Consider the following 17711-nt stretch of genomic DNA (forward strand, 5'->3'; position numbering starts at 1 on the left):
GTCCACCCACCGCTCTTTATCGTGGGAACCACCGGCAGAAATTCGGCAGAGCTGGTTAAAACGGTCGGAAAAGCGCCGCTTCCCGAGGGCCGCCGGCCAGACTCCCGAGGAGGTCTGTCATGACTGACGCGACCGAAGCGGCCCGGACCGACGTCCAGGCGGACGCCGCGCTCAAGGCGAAGCACCGGAAGATGTGGGCGCTGGGCGACTACCCCACCCTCGCCGGTGAGCTCATCCCCGAGCTGGGCACGGCCCTGGTGGAGGCCTGCGGCGTGGCGTCCGGCGACAAGGTGCTGGACATCGCGGCCGGGACGGGCAATGCCGCGATCCCCGCGGCCCAGGCCGGCGCCGATGTCGTCGCCTGCGACCTCACGCCGGAACTGCTGGAGGCCGGGCGGCAACAGGCGCGCAAGCAGGGCGTGGAACTGGAGTGGCGCGAGGCAGACGCCGAGGCGCTCCCCTTCGGCGACGGCGAGTTCGACACCGTCATGTCCTGCGTCGGGATCATGTTCGCCCCGCACCACGAGGCCGCCGCCGGTGAACTGCTCCGGGTCTGCCGCCCGGGCGGGACCGTCGGCCTGATCAACTGGACGCCGGAGGGCTTCATCGGGCAGATGTTCGCCGCGATGAAGCCGTACGCCCCACCGCCGCCGCCCGGTGCGCAGCCCCCGCCGCTGTGGGGCAAGGAGGAGCACGTCAGGACGCTCCTGGGCGACGGGGTGACCGGTCTGGAGATGCGTCGGCAGCCGGTACGGGTGGACCGCTTCGACCGGCCGGAAGCTTTCCGCGACTACTTCAAGGCCGTGTACGGGCCGACCATCGCCGTCTACCGGAACATCGCCGACTCCCCGGACCGGGTCGCCGAACTGGACCGCGCGCTCGCCGAACTGGCCCGCGAGCACGGCTCCGGCTCGGGAAAATTCGCCATGGAGTGGGAGTACCTCCTGGTGACCGCCCGCCGGAGCGGTTGACCCGCGGCTGACCCGGGGCAGAGGGAGACCCCGCCGCGACGGGGGATGCGCGGCGGGGCCCGATGGGCGTATGCCCCAGGAGCGGAGATCCATGCCTCTTCGGCGCGGCGGGTCCGTGCCTTCCGGTTCTCCTGCCGCCGCACGTCCGCCGCGCGCCCTGGACAGTGGCGGTGCCGCCTCGGGTCCGCTCCGACGGCGGGCGACCGTGACACGTACGGATCCGGGCCGCGGAGTCAGTGACCGGCGGTCCTGCGCACGCAGGCGGTGACCACGTCCCGCAGGCTTCCCGTCCGGTGCAGCACGTCGCGCTGGAAACGGGCGCCGTTACCGTCCGCGTGCAGCGCGGCGACCGCCTCGGCGGCGCGGTCCGCGTCGCCGGTGTCCTTCAGGGCGTCGCCGACGTGATCGAGCAGCACCCGTACGACGTCGTCGGCCGGTTCCGGGCGCATGGTGAGCGGGTGGATCAGCCGCTCCTCCAGTCCGGAGCGGCTCGCGCGCCACGCCGCGAGCCGCAACAGGCCGACACCGTGCGGCACGGGCGGCAGACCCTCCCGCCACTCACGTGCCGCCGTCTCCACCAGCCCGCGGACGAGCGTGGCGACGAGCACCGTGGTCCCCGGGTCCAGGCAGACGTCCGCCACACGGATCTCCACGGTGGGGTACCGGTGGGAGAGCCGGGCGTCGAAGTAGATCATTCCCTGATCGTGCAGGGCCCCGGTGCCGACCATCGCCTCGACCTGCTCGTGGTAGCGGTCGGCGGACCCGAACAGTTCCACCGGACCCGCCGACGGCCAGCGGGCCCAGACGCGGCTGCGGTAGCTGGAGTAGCCGCTGTCCTTGCCCTGCCAGAACGGTGAGTTCGCGCTGATCGCCACGAGGACCGGGAGCCAGGGGCGGATGCGGTCGAGGACCGCGACGCCTTCCTCGTCCGATTCGACCGCCACATGGACGTGGCACCCGCAGGTGAGCTGTTCCTGGGTGGTCAGGCCGAACTCCTCCGCCATCCAGCCGTACCGCTCGCCGCCCCACAGCGACGGGCTGACCGGCAGCGGCGAGGTGGCCAGCGCGGCGACCGCCGCGCCGAGGCGTTCGGCGTGGTGGGCGGCTTCGGCGCGGCGACGGTCGATCTCGTCCGCGAGATCGTCCATCGACTCCTGCGGATGCGTGGCGAACTCGAGCTGTTCACGCTGGAGCTCCGCCTCGAACACCTCCTGGCCGTCGCCGCTCTCCCGCTCAGCGGAAGCGAGCACCGCCCCGGCCAGGGCACATGGCTCGCCCGAGTCCGGATCCACGAGGAGCAGCTCCTCCTCCACGCCCACAGTGCGCATGTTCACCACTCCCCGCCGAGTTCGAGATCTGTCGTGTGCCCGCTCACGGGAGCTCGATGCCTCGCCGGCGCATCACCCCCGCCACGGAAGCCGCGAACGCCCGGACGCCGGCCGGCGCGGTGCGGCCGCCGCGTAAGCGGGGCCGGGCGGGGCAGGCGCACTGTCATGGCAGACATAGCACGGCTGCCGCAGCAGCCCACGCAGCGCATTCACTTCCTGGACCGCGCCGCGTTCGTGGCCCGCCGTCCGGGAGCGGGGGCGAGAGACCTGCAGGCCGGCTGTCCGCTCCCGGACACGGAGCCGTTGCCGTGACAGCGGGCCCCGCGGGCGCCGTGGCGATGGTGGTCGCGCTGCTGCTGCCGGCTCTGCTCCTCGGGCTGGTGCTCGCACTGGACCGCTACGAGGAGAGCCTGTTCCCGCCCAGGGCCCCGCAAGCCGAGGCCCCGCAGCCCGGCCCCCGCTCGGGCGGCCGGCACGCGAGGCGCGGCCGGGCCCGCGAACGGCGCCGGGCGACCGGTCCACCCCCTTCACCACCCGGCCCTCCGCGGCGGACGGCCCCCGCCCCCACCGGCCCGCCCCTGGCAAGGCCATGACGCGGTGATCCGGTCTTCCCGTACCGGGTGGGGCCCGCCCACGCGCGAGTCACCGGTGACACAGCCGCCGAGCGGACCGAGCAGTCTCCTCCGTCCCGTTTGCGGGCATTCCTGCCGCACCGGAGGGTAGGCGGGGTAACCCGCCGAGCACACATCCGCAGCAAGGGAGGAGTCGGCCGTGCCCGAGGAGAACCAGGAGGCCAGGGATCCGGGGGCCAAGCACCCGGAGCCGGAGTTCCCGAAGCAGGAGCAGCAGCACCCGGGCTGGACGGGTCCCATGGACCCGCCGCCGGATCACGGCGAGGAGAGCTATCGCGGCAGCGGTCTGCTGCGTGATCTGAAGGCCGTGCTGACGGGCGGCGACTCGGGCATCGGCCGCGCGGTGGCGCTCGCCTTCGCGCGTGAGGGCGCCGATGTGCTGTTCACCCATCTGCCGGAGGAGACGGAGGAGGCGGAGGCGACACGGCGGCTGATCGTGGACGCGGGTCGTAAGGCGGTGCCGGTGCCGTGCGACATCCGCGAGGAGGAGCAGTGCCGGCGGCTCGTCGACCGAGCCGTGGCCGAGTTCGGGCACATCGACATCCTGGTCAACAACGCCGCCTACCAGATGTCGCAGCCGGAAGGCATCGGCGCGATCACCACGGACCAGTTCGACCGCGTCATGCGCACCAACCTCTACGGCATGTTCTGGGTGTCGAAGATGGCCCTGCCCCACATGCCCCGGGGCGGCTGCGTCATCAACTCCACGTCGGTGCAGGCCTACAAGCCGAGCCCGCACCTGCTCGACTACGCGATGACGAAGGGCGCGATCGTCACCTTCACGCAGGGTCTGGCGCAGATGGTGGCGTCCGACGGGATCCGCGTCAACGCGGTGGCGCCCGGGCCGGTCTGGACGCCGCTCATTCCCGCGACCATGCCGGACACCGCCGAGTTCGGCAAGAAGTCGCTGTTCGGCCGGCCCGCACAGCCTGCGGAGATGGCGCCCGCGTACGTCTTCCTCGCCTCCCCGCAGGCCGGTTACATCACGGCCGAGATCGTCAACGCGACGGGCGGGACGCCACTGCCGTGACCGCGGCTCCCGTCGCCGCGTGCCCGCCCGAGCGCTCCCCGTGCAGGACGGCCAGCAGCCCGGCCACGGCCTCGGCGACGGCGTCCCGGGCGGGGCCGAGGTACTTGCGGGGGTCGGCGGTCTCCGGATGGGCGTCCAGGTAGGCCCGCGCGGCGTGGGTGAACGCCTTGTTGAGGTGGGTGGAGACGTTGACCTTCGTCATGCCGGCCGCGACGGCCTTCGTGAGTCCCTCGTCCCCGACGCCGGAGGATCCGTGCAGCACCAGCGGGACGCTCACGCTGTCCCGCAGCAGGGTGATCAGCGCGAAGTCGAGGACCGCGTCCCGGGTGAGCATGGCGTGCGAGCTGCCGACGGCCACCGCGAGGGCGTCGACGCCCGTGGCGGCGACGAACTCGCGTGCCTCGGCCGGGTCGGTGCGTACGCCGGGCGCGTGCGCGCCGTCCTTGCCGCCGACCTCGCCGAGCTCCGCCTCCACCCAGACGTTACGGGCGTGGCAGTGGGCGGTGATCTCCGCCGTCGCGGCCACGTTCTCGTCGTAGGGCAGCTTCGACGCGTCGAACATGACGGAGGTGAACCCGAGTTCGACGGCCTGGTGCACGAGGTCCGGCGATTGTGCGTGGTCGAGGTGGACGGCGACGGGGGCGCTCGAGGCGCGGGCGACGGCGAGGGTCGCGAGCGCAATCGGTTCCAGCGCCCCGTGGTAGCGGGCGGTGTTCTCGCTGACCTGGAGGATCACGGGCGTGCCGGCAGCCTCCGCGCCGGCGACGATGGCCTCCGCGTGCTCGAGCTGCACGACGTTGAACGCTCCGACGCCCACACCGCCTTGGACTGCGGAGCGGACGATGTCCTCAGTGGGCGTGAGCGGCATGGACTTCCTCCACGGTTACGGTCGTACGGGAACGGCGGTCGTGCGCCTCAGGCATGGCTGTCCTCGAGGACGACGGACCGGGTGAGATTGCGGGGCCGGTCGGGGTTGTGGCCGCGCGCTTCGGCGAGCGCGACCGCGAGGCGCTGGGCGCGAACGAGGTCGGCGAGCGGGTCCAGGCCCTCGGCGCTGTCCGTGGAGCCGGCGACCAGCGTGCCGCCGACCCCCGCGACGTCGTCCGCGAGGCCGTGCGGGAGCCGGCCGAAGGCCCATGCCACGCGCCCCGGGCCGGTGATGCTGATCGGCCCGTGCCGGTACTCCATCGCCGGGTACGCCTCGGTCCAGGCGCCCGCCGCCTCACGCATCTTCAGCCCGGCCTCGAGCGCCAGGCCGTAGGTCCAGCCGGTTCCGAGGAAGGTGAACTGCTCGGCGGCGCACACCTCGGGGTCGAGGGGCTCGAGAACGGCCCGCTCGGCGTCCTCGATCGCCCGGTCGAGGGGGCGTACGCCCTCGGGCAGGGCGCCCTCCGCCTCCAGATGGGCGCGCAGCAGCGCGAGGTTGGCGGTGGCGAACCTGGTCTGGACGACGGACTCCTCGTCGGCGAAGTCCAGGACCGCCACCTCGTCGGCCGCCTGCATGACGGGCGTCGTGGGGTCGGCGGTGATCGCGCCGGTGGGCACGGTGCCCTTCACCCGCCGCAGCAGGTCCAGGACCTCGGTCGTGGTGCCCGACCTGGTGATGGCGAGGACGCGGTCGTAGCGGCGGTGGTGCGGGAACTCGGAGGCCGCGAACGCGTCCGTCTCACCGTGGCCGCCGCTCTCGCGGAGCACGGCGTAGGACTGGGCCATGAACCAGGAGGTTCCGCAGCCGATGACCGCGACGCGCTCGCCCCGGCGGGGAAGGGCGGCGGCATGTCGCGGGAGCGACCGGGCCGCCCGGCGCCAGACGTCGGGCTGGGAAGCGATCTCGGCCGAGGTACGGGAGGAACCGTGGGGTGACAAGGTGACGAACTCCTTCGTGAGGGGTGGCGGGACGTCGTACGGGGACAAGGACGGCCCGGTGCGGGCTTCCTTGCACCGATCCAGCGGCACATGCATGATTCTGCGTGATTGGACGAAGTTCCGAGCAATTACAAGCACATCATTGCGCAGTATCCAGCAGCATGCTCCCCTCGGGCAAGTGGCCGCTCCGCGTCCCTTAGCGTGTGAGAGCGCAGGATCCAGGCCCCGGAGGAGTCCCACACATGTCCAAGCACGAGCGGTGGAGCAGATTGCTGGAGTTGCTGGCCGCCGAGGGCAAGCTGGAGGTCGAGGAGGCCGCGACGACTCTCGAGGTGTCGCCCGCCACCATCAGAAGGGACCTCGACGAGCTCGCGGAGCAGCAGATGCTCGTGCGTACCCGCGGCGGCGCCGTCGCGCACGGCGTCTCCTACGAGCTTCCTCTGCGCTACAAGTCCTCCCGGCACGCCTCCGAGAAGCAGCGCATCGCCGCGGCCGTCGCGGAGCTGATCGGCGAGGGGGATGTCGTGGGCCTCAACGGGGGCACGACCACGACCGAAGTGGCGCGGGCCTTGGCGCTCCGGGCCGCCGGCGGTGGGCGGCGGGATCTGTCCGACGTGACCGCGCCTTCGCTGACCGTCGTCACCAACGCGCTCAACATCGCGGGCGAGCTGGCCGTACGCCCCCAGATCAAGATCGTGGTCACCGGGGGTGTCGCCCGGCCGCAGACCTACGAGCTCGTCGGCCCGCTGACCGTGGGCGTGCTGAACGAGGTCGTCCTGGACGTGGCCGTCCTCGGGGTCGACGGAGTGGATCCCCAGTTGGGGCTGATGACGCATCAGGAGGACGAGGCGAGCATCAGCCGGCTCTTCGCGGAGCGGGCGCGCCGGGTCGTCGTGGCGACCGACTCGTCCAAGATGGGCCGGCGTGCCTTCGCAAGGATCTGCGGCCTGGACCGCGTCGATGTGCTGGTCACCGACTCCGCGCTCCCCTCCGAGATGGCGGCCCGGCTCAGTGAGGCGGGCATCAAGGTCCACGCCGTCTGAGCCCGCGGTCCCCGGGCCCGCCTGATGCGCGGCGGGCCCGGGGAGCGAGGCCGGGGTTGTCAGGGAGCGACGGCCATGTCGAAGACGTGGATGTTCCCGTTGCCGGGCAGGACCACGAAGTCGACCTCCTTGGCCGCGTCGAGCGGGATCGAGTGGGCGAAGATGCGGTAGGCGATCCCCGCGTTCCCGTATCCGCTCTGCCGGTTACGGCCGTCGGAGGACGCGACCAGCGTCGCGCCGTGGGCGTTCGCCGGGTCGAACGACCAGTTGGGGAAGCCGAACGAGCCGGTGCCGGTGCTGCCGTCCTTGTAGTAGACGGTGGCCGTTCCGGTCGCGCCGCTGCCGACACCGGAGCCGAGGAAGACCAGCTTGCTGCCCCGGCCGCTCAGGGTGACGGCCTGGCCGGCACTCGAGACGTTGCCCTTGGTCCCCGCGGCAGCCTCCGGCCAGGTCAGTTCGGCACCCAGCGCCCGTACCGTGGCGCCCGGGGTCAGGCCGACGGCGGCGAGCTTCTGGGCGGAGAAGCTGTTGCCGCCGCCGTCGTAGTTGCCGGGCTTGGTGTTGCTCTCGTCGGTGACGCCGACGTTGTTGTAGGCGTCCGCCAGGTCCGCCAGCGGTGTGCCGCTGCGCTGGGAGCGGGTCGCCGTCGCCGTTCCGGCTCCGTCGCCGCCCTTGTAGGTCGCCGTGGCGGTGAAGGTCCGCACGGTGAATCCGGACCGCGGCTCCGGCACCTGGATGCGGAACTCGGCGGCGGCCGTGGCGCCGGCGGCGAATGTGCCGTCCACGCTGCGGACCGAGGGCTGGACCGCCCAGCCCACCGGCCCGGCGAACGACACCCTCAGGGACCGCATACGGTCGGGTCCGGCGTTCTTGACGGTCACCTTCACCGTCGAGATGGCCGGGCCCGCGAGGTCGACGGGCGCTATCGTCACCTCGGTCCGTGCCGGATCCGGCGCGGGCTCCGGTTCGGCGGCGGCCGCGGCGGGCGCGGGAACGAGCAGTGCCGCCGCCACCGCCATGGCTCTGAGAGAAGCTATCCGTCCGGCTGATCTCACTGTCTGCTCCTTCTGTCGGTCCGCCTGAGCGGTGAACTCAGGCGACGGGGGGCATCTCTGAGGTACGGGAGTCCAGACCTGTGCGGAGATTCACCCAGGAGCCCCGGGTGAAGTCGGGAACCTCGACCGGACGGCCGCCGGCGGCCAGGGACTTGACGCTGAGCGGCACCGGCGCGCACCAGGCGGCGGAGTCGTAGACGTCGATGTCGGGGACCAGTCCCGCCCGCATCAGCTGGACGGTGCGCCACTGCAGGACGTAGTCCATGCCGCCGTGGCCGCCGTTGTTCGCGGCGTCGTCGCCGATCTTCTTCCAGAGCCAGTGGTCGAACTCCTTGCGGTAGGTGTCGAAGTCGCGCCAGGAGTGCCCGCCGTGGTCGGGCTCGACGTAGATGCGTCCGCCGGTCGTCGAGGTGCCCGCGTAGTCCTCGAAGATGCCCCGGCTGCCGGCGAGGGAGTTGATGCGGCTGTACGGCCGGGGTGAGCTGACGTCGTGCTCGGCCCTGATGACCCGGCCCTTGGCCGTGTCGATCAGACAGGTGACCAGGTCGCCGTTGATGTAGGTCTCCTGCCATGACGGGTGCGAGCGCGGCACGAAGCGCTCCCGGTAGTCGGCGAGTCCCTTGGGTTCGGTCGCGGTGGCGCGCAGCACCGTCATACGGTCCCCGCGGTTGATGTCCATGGCCGCGGCGATCGGCGCCAGACCGTGCATCGCGTAGAAGGAGGCGGTGCTGCGGGTGTGCCACAGGCGGCGCCAGGCGTCGGTGTAGTAGGTGTCGGAGAACAGCAGGGCCCGCAGGTCGTGCAGGTAGCCGCCGTGCCCGTTGGTGACGTCGCCGAAGAGCCCCTCGTGCGCCATCTTCAGCATGGCCAGCTCGTTGCGGCCGTAACTGCAGTTCTCGGAGAGGATCAGATGCCTGCGGGTCCGTTCCGAGGTGTCGACGAGGTCCCAGAGCTCGTCCAGTCCGGTGGCGATGGGCAGTTCGACGATGACGTGCTTGCTGGCCAGCAGCGCGGCCCTGCCCTGCTGGTAGTGGAACTCCCAGGGCGTGGCGATGTAGACGAGGTCGATGTCGTCGCGCTCCAGCATCCGGGCGAACGACTCGTCCGAGCCGCCGTACTCGGCGGGACGCGGCTTGCCCGTGGCGACCAGCCGGTCGGCGGTGCGCTTGGCGCGCTCGGCACGGATGTCGCAGACGGCGGTGACGGTGCAGCCGGGGACGACGGACCAGCCCTCGCTCATCCCGTGGCCCCGGTTGCCGAGTCCGATCACTCCCACACGGACGGTCCGGTAGGGCTCGAAGGCGACGTCGATCATCGACTTCTGGCCCGGCCTGCGCCGCGGTGCGGGGTCGACGGCGGTGGCGGCCTCGGTGAGAGGGGCGGCCTGTGCGGAGCCGACACCGGCCGCGAGTGCGCCGGTGGCGATGGCTCCTCCCAGGAGCAAGCGGCGTGAGACTGCGGGAATTTCGGGCATATGGAACGCTCCTCGGTCCGCGATCGGCATCACTGGCGGGGAAGACTCTGGCGGGATGGACACTCGGGTGTCAATGGATGTTCGTAAGCGCGCCGTTACGAACAAGAACAAGCATCGAACCGGCTCGCGCGCAAGAAGTGACAACTCGTCAACTTTGTTCGCTCAGGCCCCAGGGTCGAGCCGACACGCCGTCACTTCACCTCTGCGACGGCGAAGTTTGTTCTCAGTGATGACGAAGTATGGACAGCATCAGCAAAAGGCTCCTAGGGTTTGCGGCGCGCTCCTGTGAGCTTCCGGCTCTCCGCACCGCTTCCATCTGTACCGCGTTCCTCCGCACTGCGTTCATTCGAACCTCCGGATCGGCATCGGCCGATCGCGCCCCGCGTTGTGGTCCACGTTCACCACCGTTACGTGCTCCCGCCGCCAGGGAGCCCGGGAGGATGCATGAATCCACGGCTGCACCAACGACTTCGCAGACGGGTGACCGGCCTGGTCGCCGCCTCGTTCCTGGCCGGTTGCCTCATATCGCCGCCGGCTTCCGCAGCGGCCGGCGCCGCGCAGGACCTGCCACCGCAGGAACCCGGCGTCACGCTGCGCGTCTTCGACATACAGCTGCCCATGAGCAAGATCTGCTCCATCAAGCCGGGACAGACGCCGAACGTGGACAAGTTGATGCCCACGATCGACTGGAGCTCCACCGACGACTTCGGCGCCGGCGACCACTTCGTGTCCCAGGTGATCGGCAACATCGACGTTCCCCAGGACGGCTCCTACACCTTCCGGCTGACCAGCGACGACGGCTCACGGCTGCTGATCGACGACAGGCCGGTCATCGACCACGACGGCCTGCACGGCGCCGAACCCAAGGACGGCACGGTCGAGCTGACCGCCGGTCACCACGCGCTGCGGATCGACCACTTCGACCGCACCGGCGGCCAGCAGATCACCCTCGCCTGGCGGCCCCCCGGCGCTTCCGGCTTCTCCGTCGTGCCGAACTCGGTCCTGAGCACCGACGCCGGTGTCGTACGCGTGACCGCGCCGGGCCGCAAGGAGTGCGAGAGCGGCACCGACTCCCCCGGCGACGGCCTGCCGCTGACCGGCGTCCACCCCGGCTACGACCTGACCGACCTCCGGCCCGCCGGTTTCGAGCCGCAGATCACCGGCATGGACTGGCTGCCCGACGGCCGGCTCGCCGTCACCACATGGGGCGGTACCGACAACACCGCGGGCGAGGTCTACCTCCTCGGCAATGTCACCCATGACACCGGGCCGGACAAGGTGACGGTCAAGAAAGTCGCGAGCGGCCTCAAGGAACCGATGGGCATCAAGGTCGTCGACGGCAAGATCTACGTGTCGCAGAAGCACGAACTGACGGAGCTCAGCGACGTCGACGGGGACGATGTCATCGACGAACGGCGTACGGTGGCGACCTGGCCCTTCGGCGGGAACTTCCACGAGTTCGCCTTCGGCCTGCTCCACCGCGACGGGTTCTTCTACCTCAACCTGTCGGTGGCCATCAACTACGGCGGCGCGACGACCGATCCGCAGCCCGCGCGCAACCGCGGCACCACGGTCAAGGTGAACGCGAAGACGGGCGAGGTGTCGTACGTCGCGGGCGGTCTGCGCACCCCGAACGGCATCGGCTGGGGCCCCGGCGGCGACATCTTCGTCACGGACAACCAGGGCGGCTGGCTGCCGGCCTCCAAACTGGTACGGATCAAGCAGGACCGCTTCTTCAACCACTTCACGAACCCGGACGGCCCCTTCGACGCCAATCCGGTCAGCAAGCCCGTGCTGTGGCTTCCGCAGAACGAGATCGCGAACTCGCCCAGCACACCGCTCCACCTCACGGAGGGCCCCTACGCGGGGCAGCTGCTGTTCGGCGACGTCACCTACGGCGGCCTCCAGCGCGCCTTCCTGGAGAAGGTCAAGGGCCAGGACCAGGGCGCCGTGTTCCGGCACACCCAGGGGCTCGAGGCGGGCGTCAACCGGATCAGCCAGGGCCCGGACGGCGCCATCTACGCCGGCGGTCTGGGCGCGGGAGGCAACTGGGGCCAGGAGGGCAAGCTCACCCATGGGCTGCAGAAGCTGACACCGAACGGCGAGGACGCCTTCGACATCCTGGCGATGCGCGCCAAGGGCGACGGCTTCGAGCTGGAGTACACCCAGCCGCTGTCCCAGGCCACGGCCGACACGCTGGCCGCCCGGTACCAGGTCGAACAGTGGCGCTACGTCCCCACACCCTCGTACGGCGGCCCGAAGGTGGACGAGGAGAAGCTGACCGTGCAGTCCGCCGCACTGTCCGCCGACCGCAAGAAGGTCACGCTGGTCATCCCCGGCCTCAAGCCCGATCGAGTGGTCCATGTGCGCTCGCCCCGCCCGTTCAGCTCCGCGAGCGGCGAGGCGCTGTGGAGCACGGAGGCCTGGTACACACTGAATGCCATGCCTGGAAGTCGACCGAAGGTCACGCTCTACGAGGCCGAGGAGGCACGGCTCGCGGGCGGCGCCGGCACGGACACGGAGCACGCCGGTCACTCCGGCAGCGGCTTCGTCGACGGATACGGCACCGAGGGCGCCTCGACCACCTTCGACGTGGACGTCGACGAGGCCGGCACCTATGACGTCGGTCTGCGTTACGCCAACGGGCCGCATCCCTTCACCGGCACCAAGACCGTGAGCGTGTACGTCAACGGCAGCAGGATCGGGCAGTCGAAGCTGCTCAGCACCGGCGAGTGGAACAAATGGTCCACCCGGACCGAACAACTGCCGCTGCGCGCCGGCGCCAACACGATCACCTACCGGTACGACAGCGGCGACACCGGGCACGTCAACCTCGACATGATCACCGTCCATCCCCACGGAAGCCGCGTGGTCCTGTTCGACGGGGCGGACCGGTCGGCCTGGCAGCAGACGGACGGGCGCACCGCGCAGTGGCCTCTGACGGACGGCGCGATGGAGGTCTGCTGCGGAGACATCCGCACCAAGCAGGCGTTCGGCGACTTCAAACTGCACGTCGAGTTCTGGCTGCCCGTGCTCCCGCCGGACGTGACGGGACAGGACCGGGCCAACAGCGGTGTGTACCTGCAGGACCGCTACGAGATCCAGGTGCTCGACTCCTACGGTGTGACGACGCCCAAGATCGACGGAGCAGCCGCGATCTACCAGCGAAAGCCCGCGGACGTCAACGCGGCGAAACCGGCGGGCACCTGGCAGACGTACGACATCACCTTCCGCGCGGCGCGTTTCGACGAGGCGGGCAGGAAGACACAGGACGCCCGCGTCACCGTGGTGTGGAACGGCACGACGGTCCATGACGACGTGGCCGTGGCGGGCACGACCGGGGGTGGAGCAGCGGAGGGGCCGGCCGCGGGCCCGATCCGCCTCCAGGACCACGGGAGCAAGGTCCGCTACCGCAACATCTGGATCGAGCCCCTGACGTAGGACACGGGGGCGTAAGGCGGCGGCTGTCCCGGGATCCGGGACGGCCGCCGCATCCGTCGTCACAGGCGCCGGCCCTGACCACCCGGACGGCCCCCCGCTACCGCGTCCGCCTGCCGAGCCTGCCGCGCCGGCAACCGCCGCGAGGCCGACGCCGCCCTCCCCGTCGGTGCTACGAGCGTCGCGCGGGGTCAGCGGCTTTCGACGCTGATCCTGCCCGAGCGGGCCGCGGCGCCGAGTGCCTCGTGATCCCGTTCGTTCCGGTCGGCGTAGGCCTGGGCGAATCCGGCGAGGGCGCGGTCGAAGCGGTCGCTCCCGCCCAGGTACGCGGCGATGGCGACGGGGTCGCCGGAGCGGGCATGGGCACGTGCCAGGCAGGCACCGCACAGCTGGGCGAACAGGCGGAGCAGGCCGGGATCCATGGTGTCCGGCCTGGCGATGCCCTTCCAGTCCCGCAGTTGGCGCACGTAGAAGTCCCGCCCCTGCCCGTCGAGGCCCACCACGTGCGTCCAGCCCAGGAAGATGTCGCTGGTCGTCTGGATCAGCCGCTGCCCCGCCACCACCCGGCGGCCCTCGTTGTCGTAGCTCTCGCCGCCCGTGTGGTCGGCGAGGACGGACCGTTGTGCCTCCTTGGCCTGGAGCAGCAGCGGGTCGTCGTCGTCCCTGCCGAGCAGGAGCAGGATCCAGCAGCGCGTCCCGACACTGCCGACGCCCACCACCTTGCGGGCCATGTCGACCAGGCGGTACTTGCGCAGCAGGTGCCGGCGCTCGGACGAGAGGGTCCGCTCGTATGTGTCCAGGAGGGTCGTGAGCTGTCGCTGCTCGTTCTCGGAGGGCTCCGTGACCAGGTCCCGGAGCGGAGTGACCAGCGGTGGGTCCGGTGCGAGCAGTCGGCCCTCCGCCGTGACGCGGGTGAGTTGCGCGAAGGCCTGGAGATGGGTGCGCTCACGGGCTCGCGCTGTCGCCGTGGCGGTGCGGCGACGGGCCTCCTTGCTCATCGACGAGGCGAACAGCCGCATGCGGTCGATGTCGTCCTGGGCGTACCAGATGTCCAGGGTGCGCATGCCGGCGAACTCCCGGATCCGCTGCCGGTACGCCTTCACGCACGCCGCCACCGCGCTGTTCTGCTCCTTGACCGGGAAGTCGTTGGCCCGGCCGGCGATCGCGAAACTGGCCGCCAACCGCTTGACGTCCCATTCGAACGGACCGGGCAGGGTCTCGTCGAAGTCGTTGATGTCGAAGACCAGATGTCGCTCGGGAGAGGCCAGCAGCCGGAAGTTGAGCAGGTGGGCGTCTCCGCAGAGCTGAACCGTCAGCCCGGTGTTCGGCAGGCAACCGAGGTCGGCTGCCATGATCGCTGCCGCACCGCGGTAGAAGCGGAACGGGGACTCCAGCATCCGGCCGTAGCGGATGGGCACCAACTCGGGCAGGCGCGAAGCCGATTGCCGCTCAACCACTGCCACGGGGTCGGGCCGTCCCGCGTCCGCCTCGAACCAGCCGTGGCACGAGCGCGAGGCACGCCTGCGCGCGCGACGGCCGTGAGCAGCCCTCTCGGCCACGGAGGGAGCCGCTGAGGAAGCGGTCGCGAACGTGCTCGGTATCGCCATGGCTGCACACCTCCTGGACGGATGTCCACGTGCCGTTGGGCCTCCTACGGCGGCGGTTCACGCTCCTGCCGCCGCAGCCCGCCCGGATCGCGCCCGCCGGGATCCACGCGACGCCCACCAGGACCACGACGACCGACGCCGGGCCGACCGCGAGCCGTCCGGATGTGGCGCACGCCTCCAGGCATCCACCTCATCACTCCGGCGGTGCGAGCGGATCACCCGCCGGGGGTGACCCTGCGTCCGGCGGCGGGCAGGACACCGGCCCCCGTGGGCCCCGCCGCGCCGAAATGAAAAATCACCGCACCACGGAACACCGGGGTCGGGCTCCTGCGCCGGGGGCGGTCTAAGCCGGCGCGAACGGGCGCAACTCATCGGCGCCTGCTCGGACGACACCGTAGCTGTGGTCAGGAACCTCGTTCCAGGCTCCTGGAAGATCGCCCAGCGGCTCGGACACGATGAGGCGGGTCTCCGGGGACAGGCCCCGGAGAAACGAGACGTCCGGGTGCAGTGCCTGAAGCGATTCCACCCTGCTGCTGTAGTACAGCGATCGGGCGTCGCCTTGGCTGGCGTAGCGGAACGCCCAGACGCTCGCGCCGTCGGTCGTGGCGACGGTCATCTGGAGTGGTGCGGGAATTCCGTGCTCGCGGGCCGTGTGCTCGATGAATCCGGCCATGCGGGCCACGGCGTGCGGAGGGTCGTCCCGCAATCCGAAGGTGAGCGCGAGGAAGAACATCACTTCCGAATCCGTGGACCCTTCCATGTCGGTGAACAGCGGGGGATCCACGGCCAGGCAGAGATCCCTGCGTATCGCGGGGAAGCCGGCCACGGCACCGTTGTGCATCCACATCCAGTTGCCGTGCCGGAAGGGATGGCAGTTCGTCTGCTGGACCGCCGTGCCCGTCGAGGCTCGTATGTGCGCGAAGAACAGATGAGACCTGACGTGGCTGGAGATCTCCCGGAGATTGCGGTTGTTCCACGCGGGGCCGACATCGCGGACAACGCCAGGGGTGCCGACGTCGGCGTCCGGTGTGTACCAGCCGACGCCGAAGCCGTCGCCGTTGGTCGTCTCGACGCCGAGGCGGGAGTGCAGGCTCTGGTCGATCAGCGAGTGCGCGGGCTCGTACAGGATGGTGTCGAGAAGCAGAGGACTTCCCGAATACGACAGCCACCGACACATTGTGCGTCATCCCTCTCGGTTCAGCGCTTACGGTGCGCACTCCGAGACTGCCGTCAGCGGCCGGCCGCACGCCTCACCCGGTTCGGGTGAGGGCGGCGATCGCCGCCAGGAAGTCTTGACGATCACCCGGTTCGTGCAGCGCAACGGCGGTGGCCAGGCGGGTGATCTGCCATCAGCGGCACAGTGTCGGTACCCCGGCGGGACGGGCGAGGCCGAGCGTCCGGACGCAGGACGACGTCCCATGCCTGAAAGGCACGGCAGCGCGACAGGCGGGGAGCCGCGGGTTTCAATGCCTTCATGGGAGGCGAGGCTCACCGCAGGCGCAAGGGTCCGCTACAGGCCGGGCAGTGGGCGTCGCAGGCGATCCGGCGCCTCAGGGAGAGCCGGCCGGCCAGGTTGTGGGGTGACATGTGGAGCCGGCTCACCGAGGCCGACTTCTTCAATCACGCGCTTCAGCTGGCCGCACTCGCGCTGCTGTGCTTCTTCCCCATGCTCATCGTCCTCACGGAGGCGGCGGGCCGTGACTCCGCGACGGTCGTCATCCAGTGGCTGGGGCTGAACCAGGAGGCGGCGCAGGCGGTGACGTCGCTCATCGTTCCCGGGCCCGGTTCGAACACCGTGACGGTGGTGAGCGGCTTCCTGATGGCACTGGGGGCCATGGCCGTGGCGGGAACTCTGCAGAGCTGGTACCGGCTGCTCTTCGACGTCCCTGGCCGGGGATGGCGCGACGTCGCGGTCCAAGTGGTCTGGCTCGTGTGCCTGCTGGTCTTCAGCGCCGTCCAAGCGGCACTGGGCCGTGTGACCGGAGGGCTGCCTCTCAGGAGTCTGGCCGGATGGGTCTGGGCGGTCGCCTTCTGGTGGGGCACGGTCTGGGTCCTCCTCTCCGGCGCAGTACGGTGGCGCACCCTCCTGCCCACGGCGCTGGCCACCGGCGTGTGCTGGTCAGGCCTGGGCCTGTTCTCCACGCTGTACTTCTCGGCATCGATCGTGGCGAACGAACAGCGGTACGGCCCCATCGGCGTCGTCATGATCATCATTTCCTGGCTGGTGGCGGTAGGGGTGATCATCCACCTGGGCGCGGTGGTCGGCCGCATGATCACCGATCGCCCGGGCACGGCCCGCACCGAGGGTGACGGTCCGGCCGCACCGGGTCCCCGCAGGACGGACCCCGGCGCCCCCGCCTGACCCGCCACCCGGTCAGCACCGGACGCACCGCTGTTTCAGCCGGCGGGGTCCTGGCGGCATGGGCCGGGTGACTCCTTGATGAACCGGCGCAGCTCCGCGCAGAGGGCGGCGGGGTTGTCGAGCTGGACGAGGGTGCGGGCGTCCGGGATCTCGACGTACTCGCCCCGCGGCAGCAGGGCGGCGAGCCGGCGGCCGGTCGAGTGCGGCATCATGCGGTCCTCCGCGCCCCACGCGACGAGCGCGGGACCCCGGAAGCCGCGCAGCCGCTCCGCCGCCCGCAGGTAGGTGTCCTTCCGAGTGCTGCGGAGGAAGGCGGCGAAGTCCCGCCGGATCCTCCTGTCCGTGAGCAGAGGGCCGTACCAGCGGCGGACCAGCTCGTACGGGATGGGGTGCCGGGCCATGCCGCCGAGCGAGTTGGGCAGCCGGACGAGGAGAGGCACCCGGAAGGACTGCAGCAGCAGGAAGATGCCGCCGGGTACCCGGCTCAGGAACTGCAGCATCCTGCCCTGCGCGCCGGGCGGATAGTTCTCCAGCGCCTCGCAGGAGGTGAGGACCAGCCGGTGGACGCGCTCGTCGCGCACCCCGACGAGCAGTTGGGCCGTACCGGCGTCGTTCTGGACCAGGGTGACGTCCCGCAGGTCGAGCCGTTCGAGGAACTCGGCCAGCAGGTTCGCCACGCCCTGCGCCGACAGATCGGCGTCCGGGTGCATCGGTCGGCGGTGGCTCCCCATCGGCAGGACGGGGACCACGACCCTGAAGTCGGCACGGAGGCCGTCGACGACCGCCTGCCACACCGACTCGTCGAAGCCGAGCCCGTGCAACAGCACCACGGTCTCGCCTCTTCCGCCGGTGTCCGTGTACTGAACGATCCCGGCACTCAGCTCGATCTCGTTCATCAGCATCCC

The 17711-nt window shown here is 70.8% G+C and carries 15 protein-coding genes; 7 read left to right on the top strand and 8 right to left on the bottom strand.

The window, feature by feature from the left end; all coding sequences use genetic code 11:
• The first annotated feature begins 119 nt into the window (after window positions 1–119).
• Window positions 120–971: a class I SAM-dependent methyltransferase gene (locus ACIPJI_RS23210; RefSeq protein WP_356619396.1), complete on the top strand. Its 852-nt coding sequence runs from the start codon at window positions 120–122 to the stop codon at window positions 969–971.
• Window positions 972–1204: 233 nt separating this feature from the next.
• On the opposite strand, the gene ACIPJI_RS23215 is transcribed toward ACIPJI_RS23210, so the two are convergent.
• Window positions 1205–2299, bottom strand: a complete 1095-nt coding sequence (locus ACIPJI_RS23215; RefSeq protein WP_402248482.1) for a glutamate--cysteine ligase — start codon at window positions 2297–2299, stop codon at window positions 1205–1207.
• Between the two features lie 165 nt (window positions 2300–2464).
• On the opposite strand from ACIPJI_RS23215, the gene ACIPJI_RS23220 reads away from it, so the two are divergent.
• From ACIPJI_RS23220 to ACIPJI_RS23230, 3 genes are all read left to right on the top strand, one after another.
• Entirely contained in the window at window positions 2465–2611 is a 147-nt protein-coding gene (locus ACIPJI_RS23220; RefSeq protein WP_356619392.1) for a hypothetical protein, read from the top strand.
• Window positions 2608–2892: a hypothetical protein gene (locus tag ACIPJI_RS23225; RefSeq protein WP_402248484.1), complete on the top strand. Its 285-nt coding sequence runs from the start codon at window positions 2608–2610 to the stop codon at window positions 2890–2892. Before ACIPJI_RS23220 ends, ACIPJI_RS23225 begins: the two co-directional genes overlap by 4 nt.
• A gap of 178 nt (window positions 2893–3070) precedes the next feature.
• Window positions 3071–3961, top strand: a complete 891-nt coding sequence (locus tag ACIPJI_RS23230) for an SDR family oxidoreductase (RefSeq protein WP_307710023.1) — start codon at window positions 3071–3073, stop codon at window positions 3959–3961.
• Here the strand turns inward: ACIPJI_RS23230 and ACIPJI_RS23235 are convergent.
• Both ACIPJI_RS23235 and ACIPJI_RS23240 read right to left on the bottom strand, forming a co-directional pair.
• Entirely contained in the window at window positions 3930–4829 is a 900-nt protein-coding gene (locus tag ACIPJI_RS23235) for a ketose-bisphosphate aldolase (RefSeq protein WP_402248486.1), read from the bottom strand. The two genes, ACIPJI_RS23230 and ACIPJI_RS23235, sit on opposite strands and share 32 nt — an antisense overlap.
• Window positions 4830–4876: 47 nt before the next feature.
• Window positions 4877–5827, bottom strand: coding sequence for an SIS domain-containing protein (locus ACIPJI_RS23240; protein ID WP_356619386.1), 951 nt, complete (start codon window positions 5825–5827; stop codon window positions 4877–4879).
• A gap of 242 nt (window positions 5828–6069) precedes the next feature.
• Here ACIPJI_RS23240 and ACIPJI_RS23245 point away from each other — a divergent pair, with 242 nt between their 5' ends.
• On the top strand, window positions 6070–6870 hold the full coding sequence (locus tag ACIPJI_RS23245; RefSeq protein WP_307710020.1) for a DeoR/GlpR family DNA-binding transcription regulator: 801 nt from the start codon (window positions 6070–6072) through the stop codon (window positions 6868–6870).
• A gap of 59 nt (window positions 6871–6929) precedes the next feature.
• Here the strand turns inward: ACIPJI_RS23245 and ACIPJI_RS23250 are convergent, their stop codons facing one another.
• Together ACIPJI_RS23250 and ACIPJI_RS23255 are read right to left on the bottom strand one after the other, a co-directional pair.
• Complete coding sequence (locus ACIPJI_RS23250; protein ID WP_356619383.1) at window positions 6930–7925, bottom strand: NEW3 domain-containing protein; 996 nt, start codon at window positions 7923–7925, stop codon at window positions 6930–6932.
• A 37-nt stretch (window positions 7926–7962) separates the two neighbouring features.
• Window positions 7963–9399: a Gfo/Idh/MocA family protein gene (locus ACIPJI_RS23255; protein ID WP_402248488.1), complete on the bottom strand. Its 1437-nt coding sequence runs from the start codon at window positions 9397–9399 to the stop codon at window positions 7963–7965.
• A 444-nt stretch (window positions 9400–9843) separates the two neighbouring features.
• Here ACIPJI_RS23255 and ACIPJI_RS23260 point away from each other — a divergent pair, with 444 nt between their 5' ends.
• On the top strand, window positions 9844–12840 hold the full coding sequence (locus ACIPJI_RS23260; RefSeq protein ID WP_402248490.1) for a family 16 glycoside hydrolase: 2997 nt from the start codon (window positions 9844–9846) through the stop codon (window positions 12838–12840).
• Between the two features lie 188 nt (window positions 12841–13028).
• Here the strand turns inward: ACIPJI_RS23260 and ACIPJI_RS23265 are convergent, their stop codons facing one another.
• Together ACIPJI_RS23265 and ACIPJI_RS23270 are read right to left on the bottom strand one after the other, a co-directional pair.
• On the bottom strand, window positions 13029–14444 hold the full coding sequence (locus ACIPJI_RS23265) for a DUF2252 domain-containing protein (protein ID WP_402248491.1): 1416 nt from the start codon (window positions 14442–14444) through the stop codon (window positions 13029–13031).
• 343 nt (window positions 14445–14787) lie between these two features.
• On the bottom strand, window positions 14788–15621 hold the full coding sequence (locus ACIPJI_RS23270) for a class II glutamine amidotransferase (protein ID WP_307710015.1): 834 nt from the start codon (window positions 15619–15621) through the stop codon (window positions 14788–14790).
• Window positions 15622–16029: 408 nt separating this feature from the next.
• Here ACIPJI_RS23270 and ACIPJI_RS23275 point away from each other — a divergent pair, with 408 nt between their 5' ends.
• Window positions 16030–16806: a YhjD/YihY/BrkB family envelope integrity protein gene (locus tag ACIPJI_RS23275; protein ID WP_402248493.1), complete on the top strand. Its 777-nt coding sequence runs from the start codon at window positions 16030–16032 to the stop codon at window positions 16804–16806.
• Between the two features lie 35 nt (window positions 16807–16841).
• On the opposite strand, the gene ACIPJI_RS23280 is transcribed toward ACIPJI_RS23275, so the two are convergent.
• Complete coding sequence (locus ACIPJI_RS23280; RefSeq protein WP_402248495.1) at window positions 16842–17702, bottom strand: alpha/beta fold hydrolase; 861 nt, start codon at window positions 17700–17702, stop codon at window positions 16842–16844.
• Window positions 17703–17711 lie beyond the last annotated feature (9 nt).

The organism is Streptomyces sp. NPDC086835 (assembly GCF_044745705.1).
Taxonomy (GTDB): Bacteria; Actinomycetota; Actinomycetes; order Streptomycetales; family Streptomycetaceae; genus Streptomyces.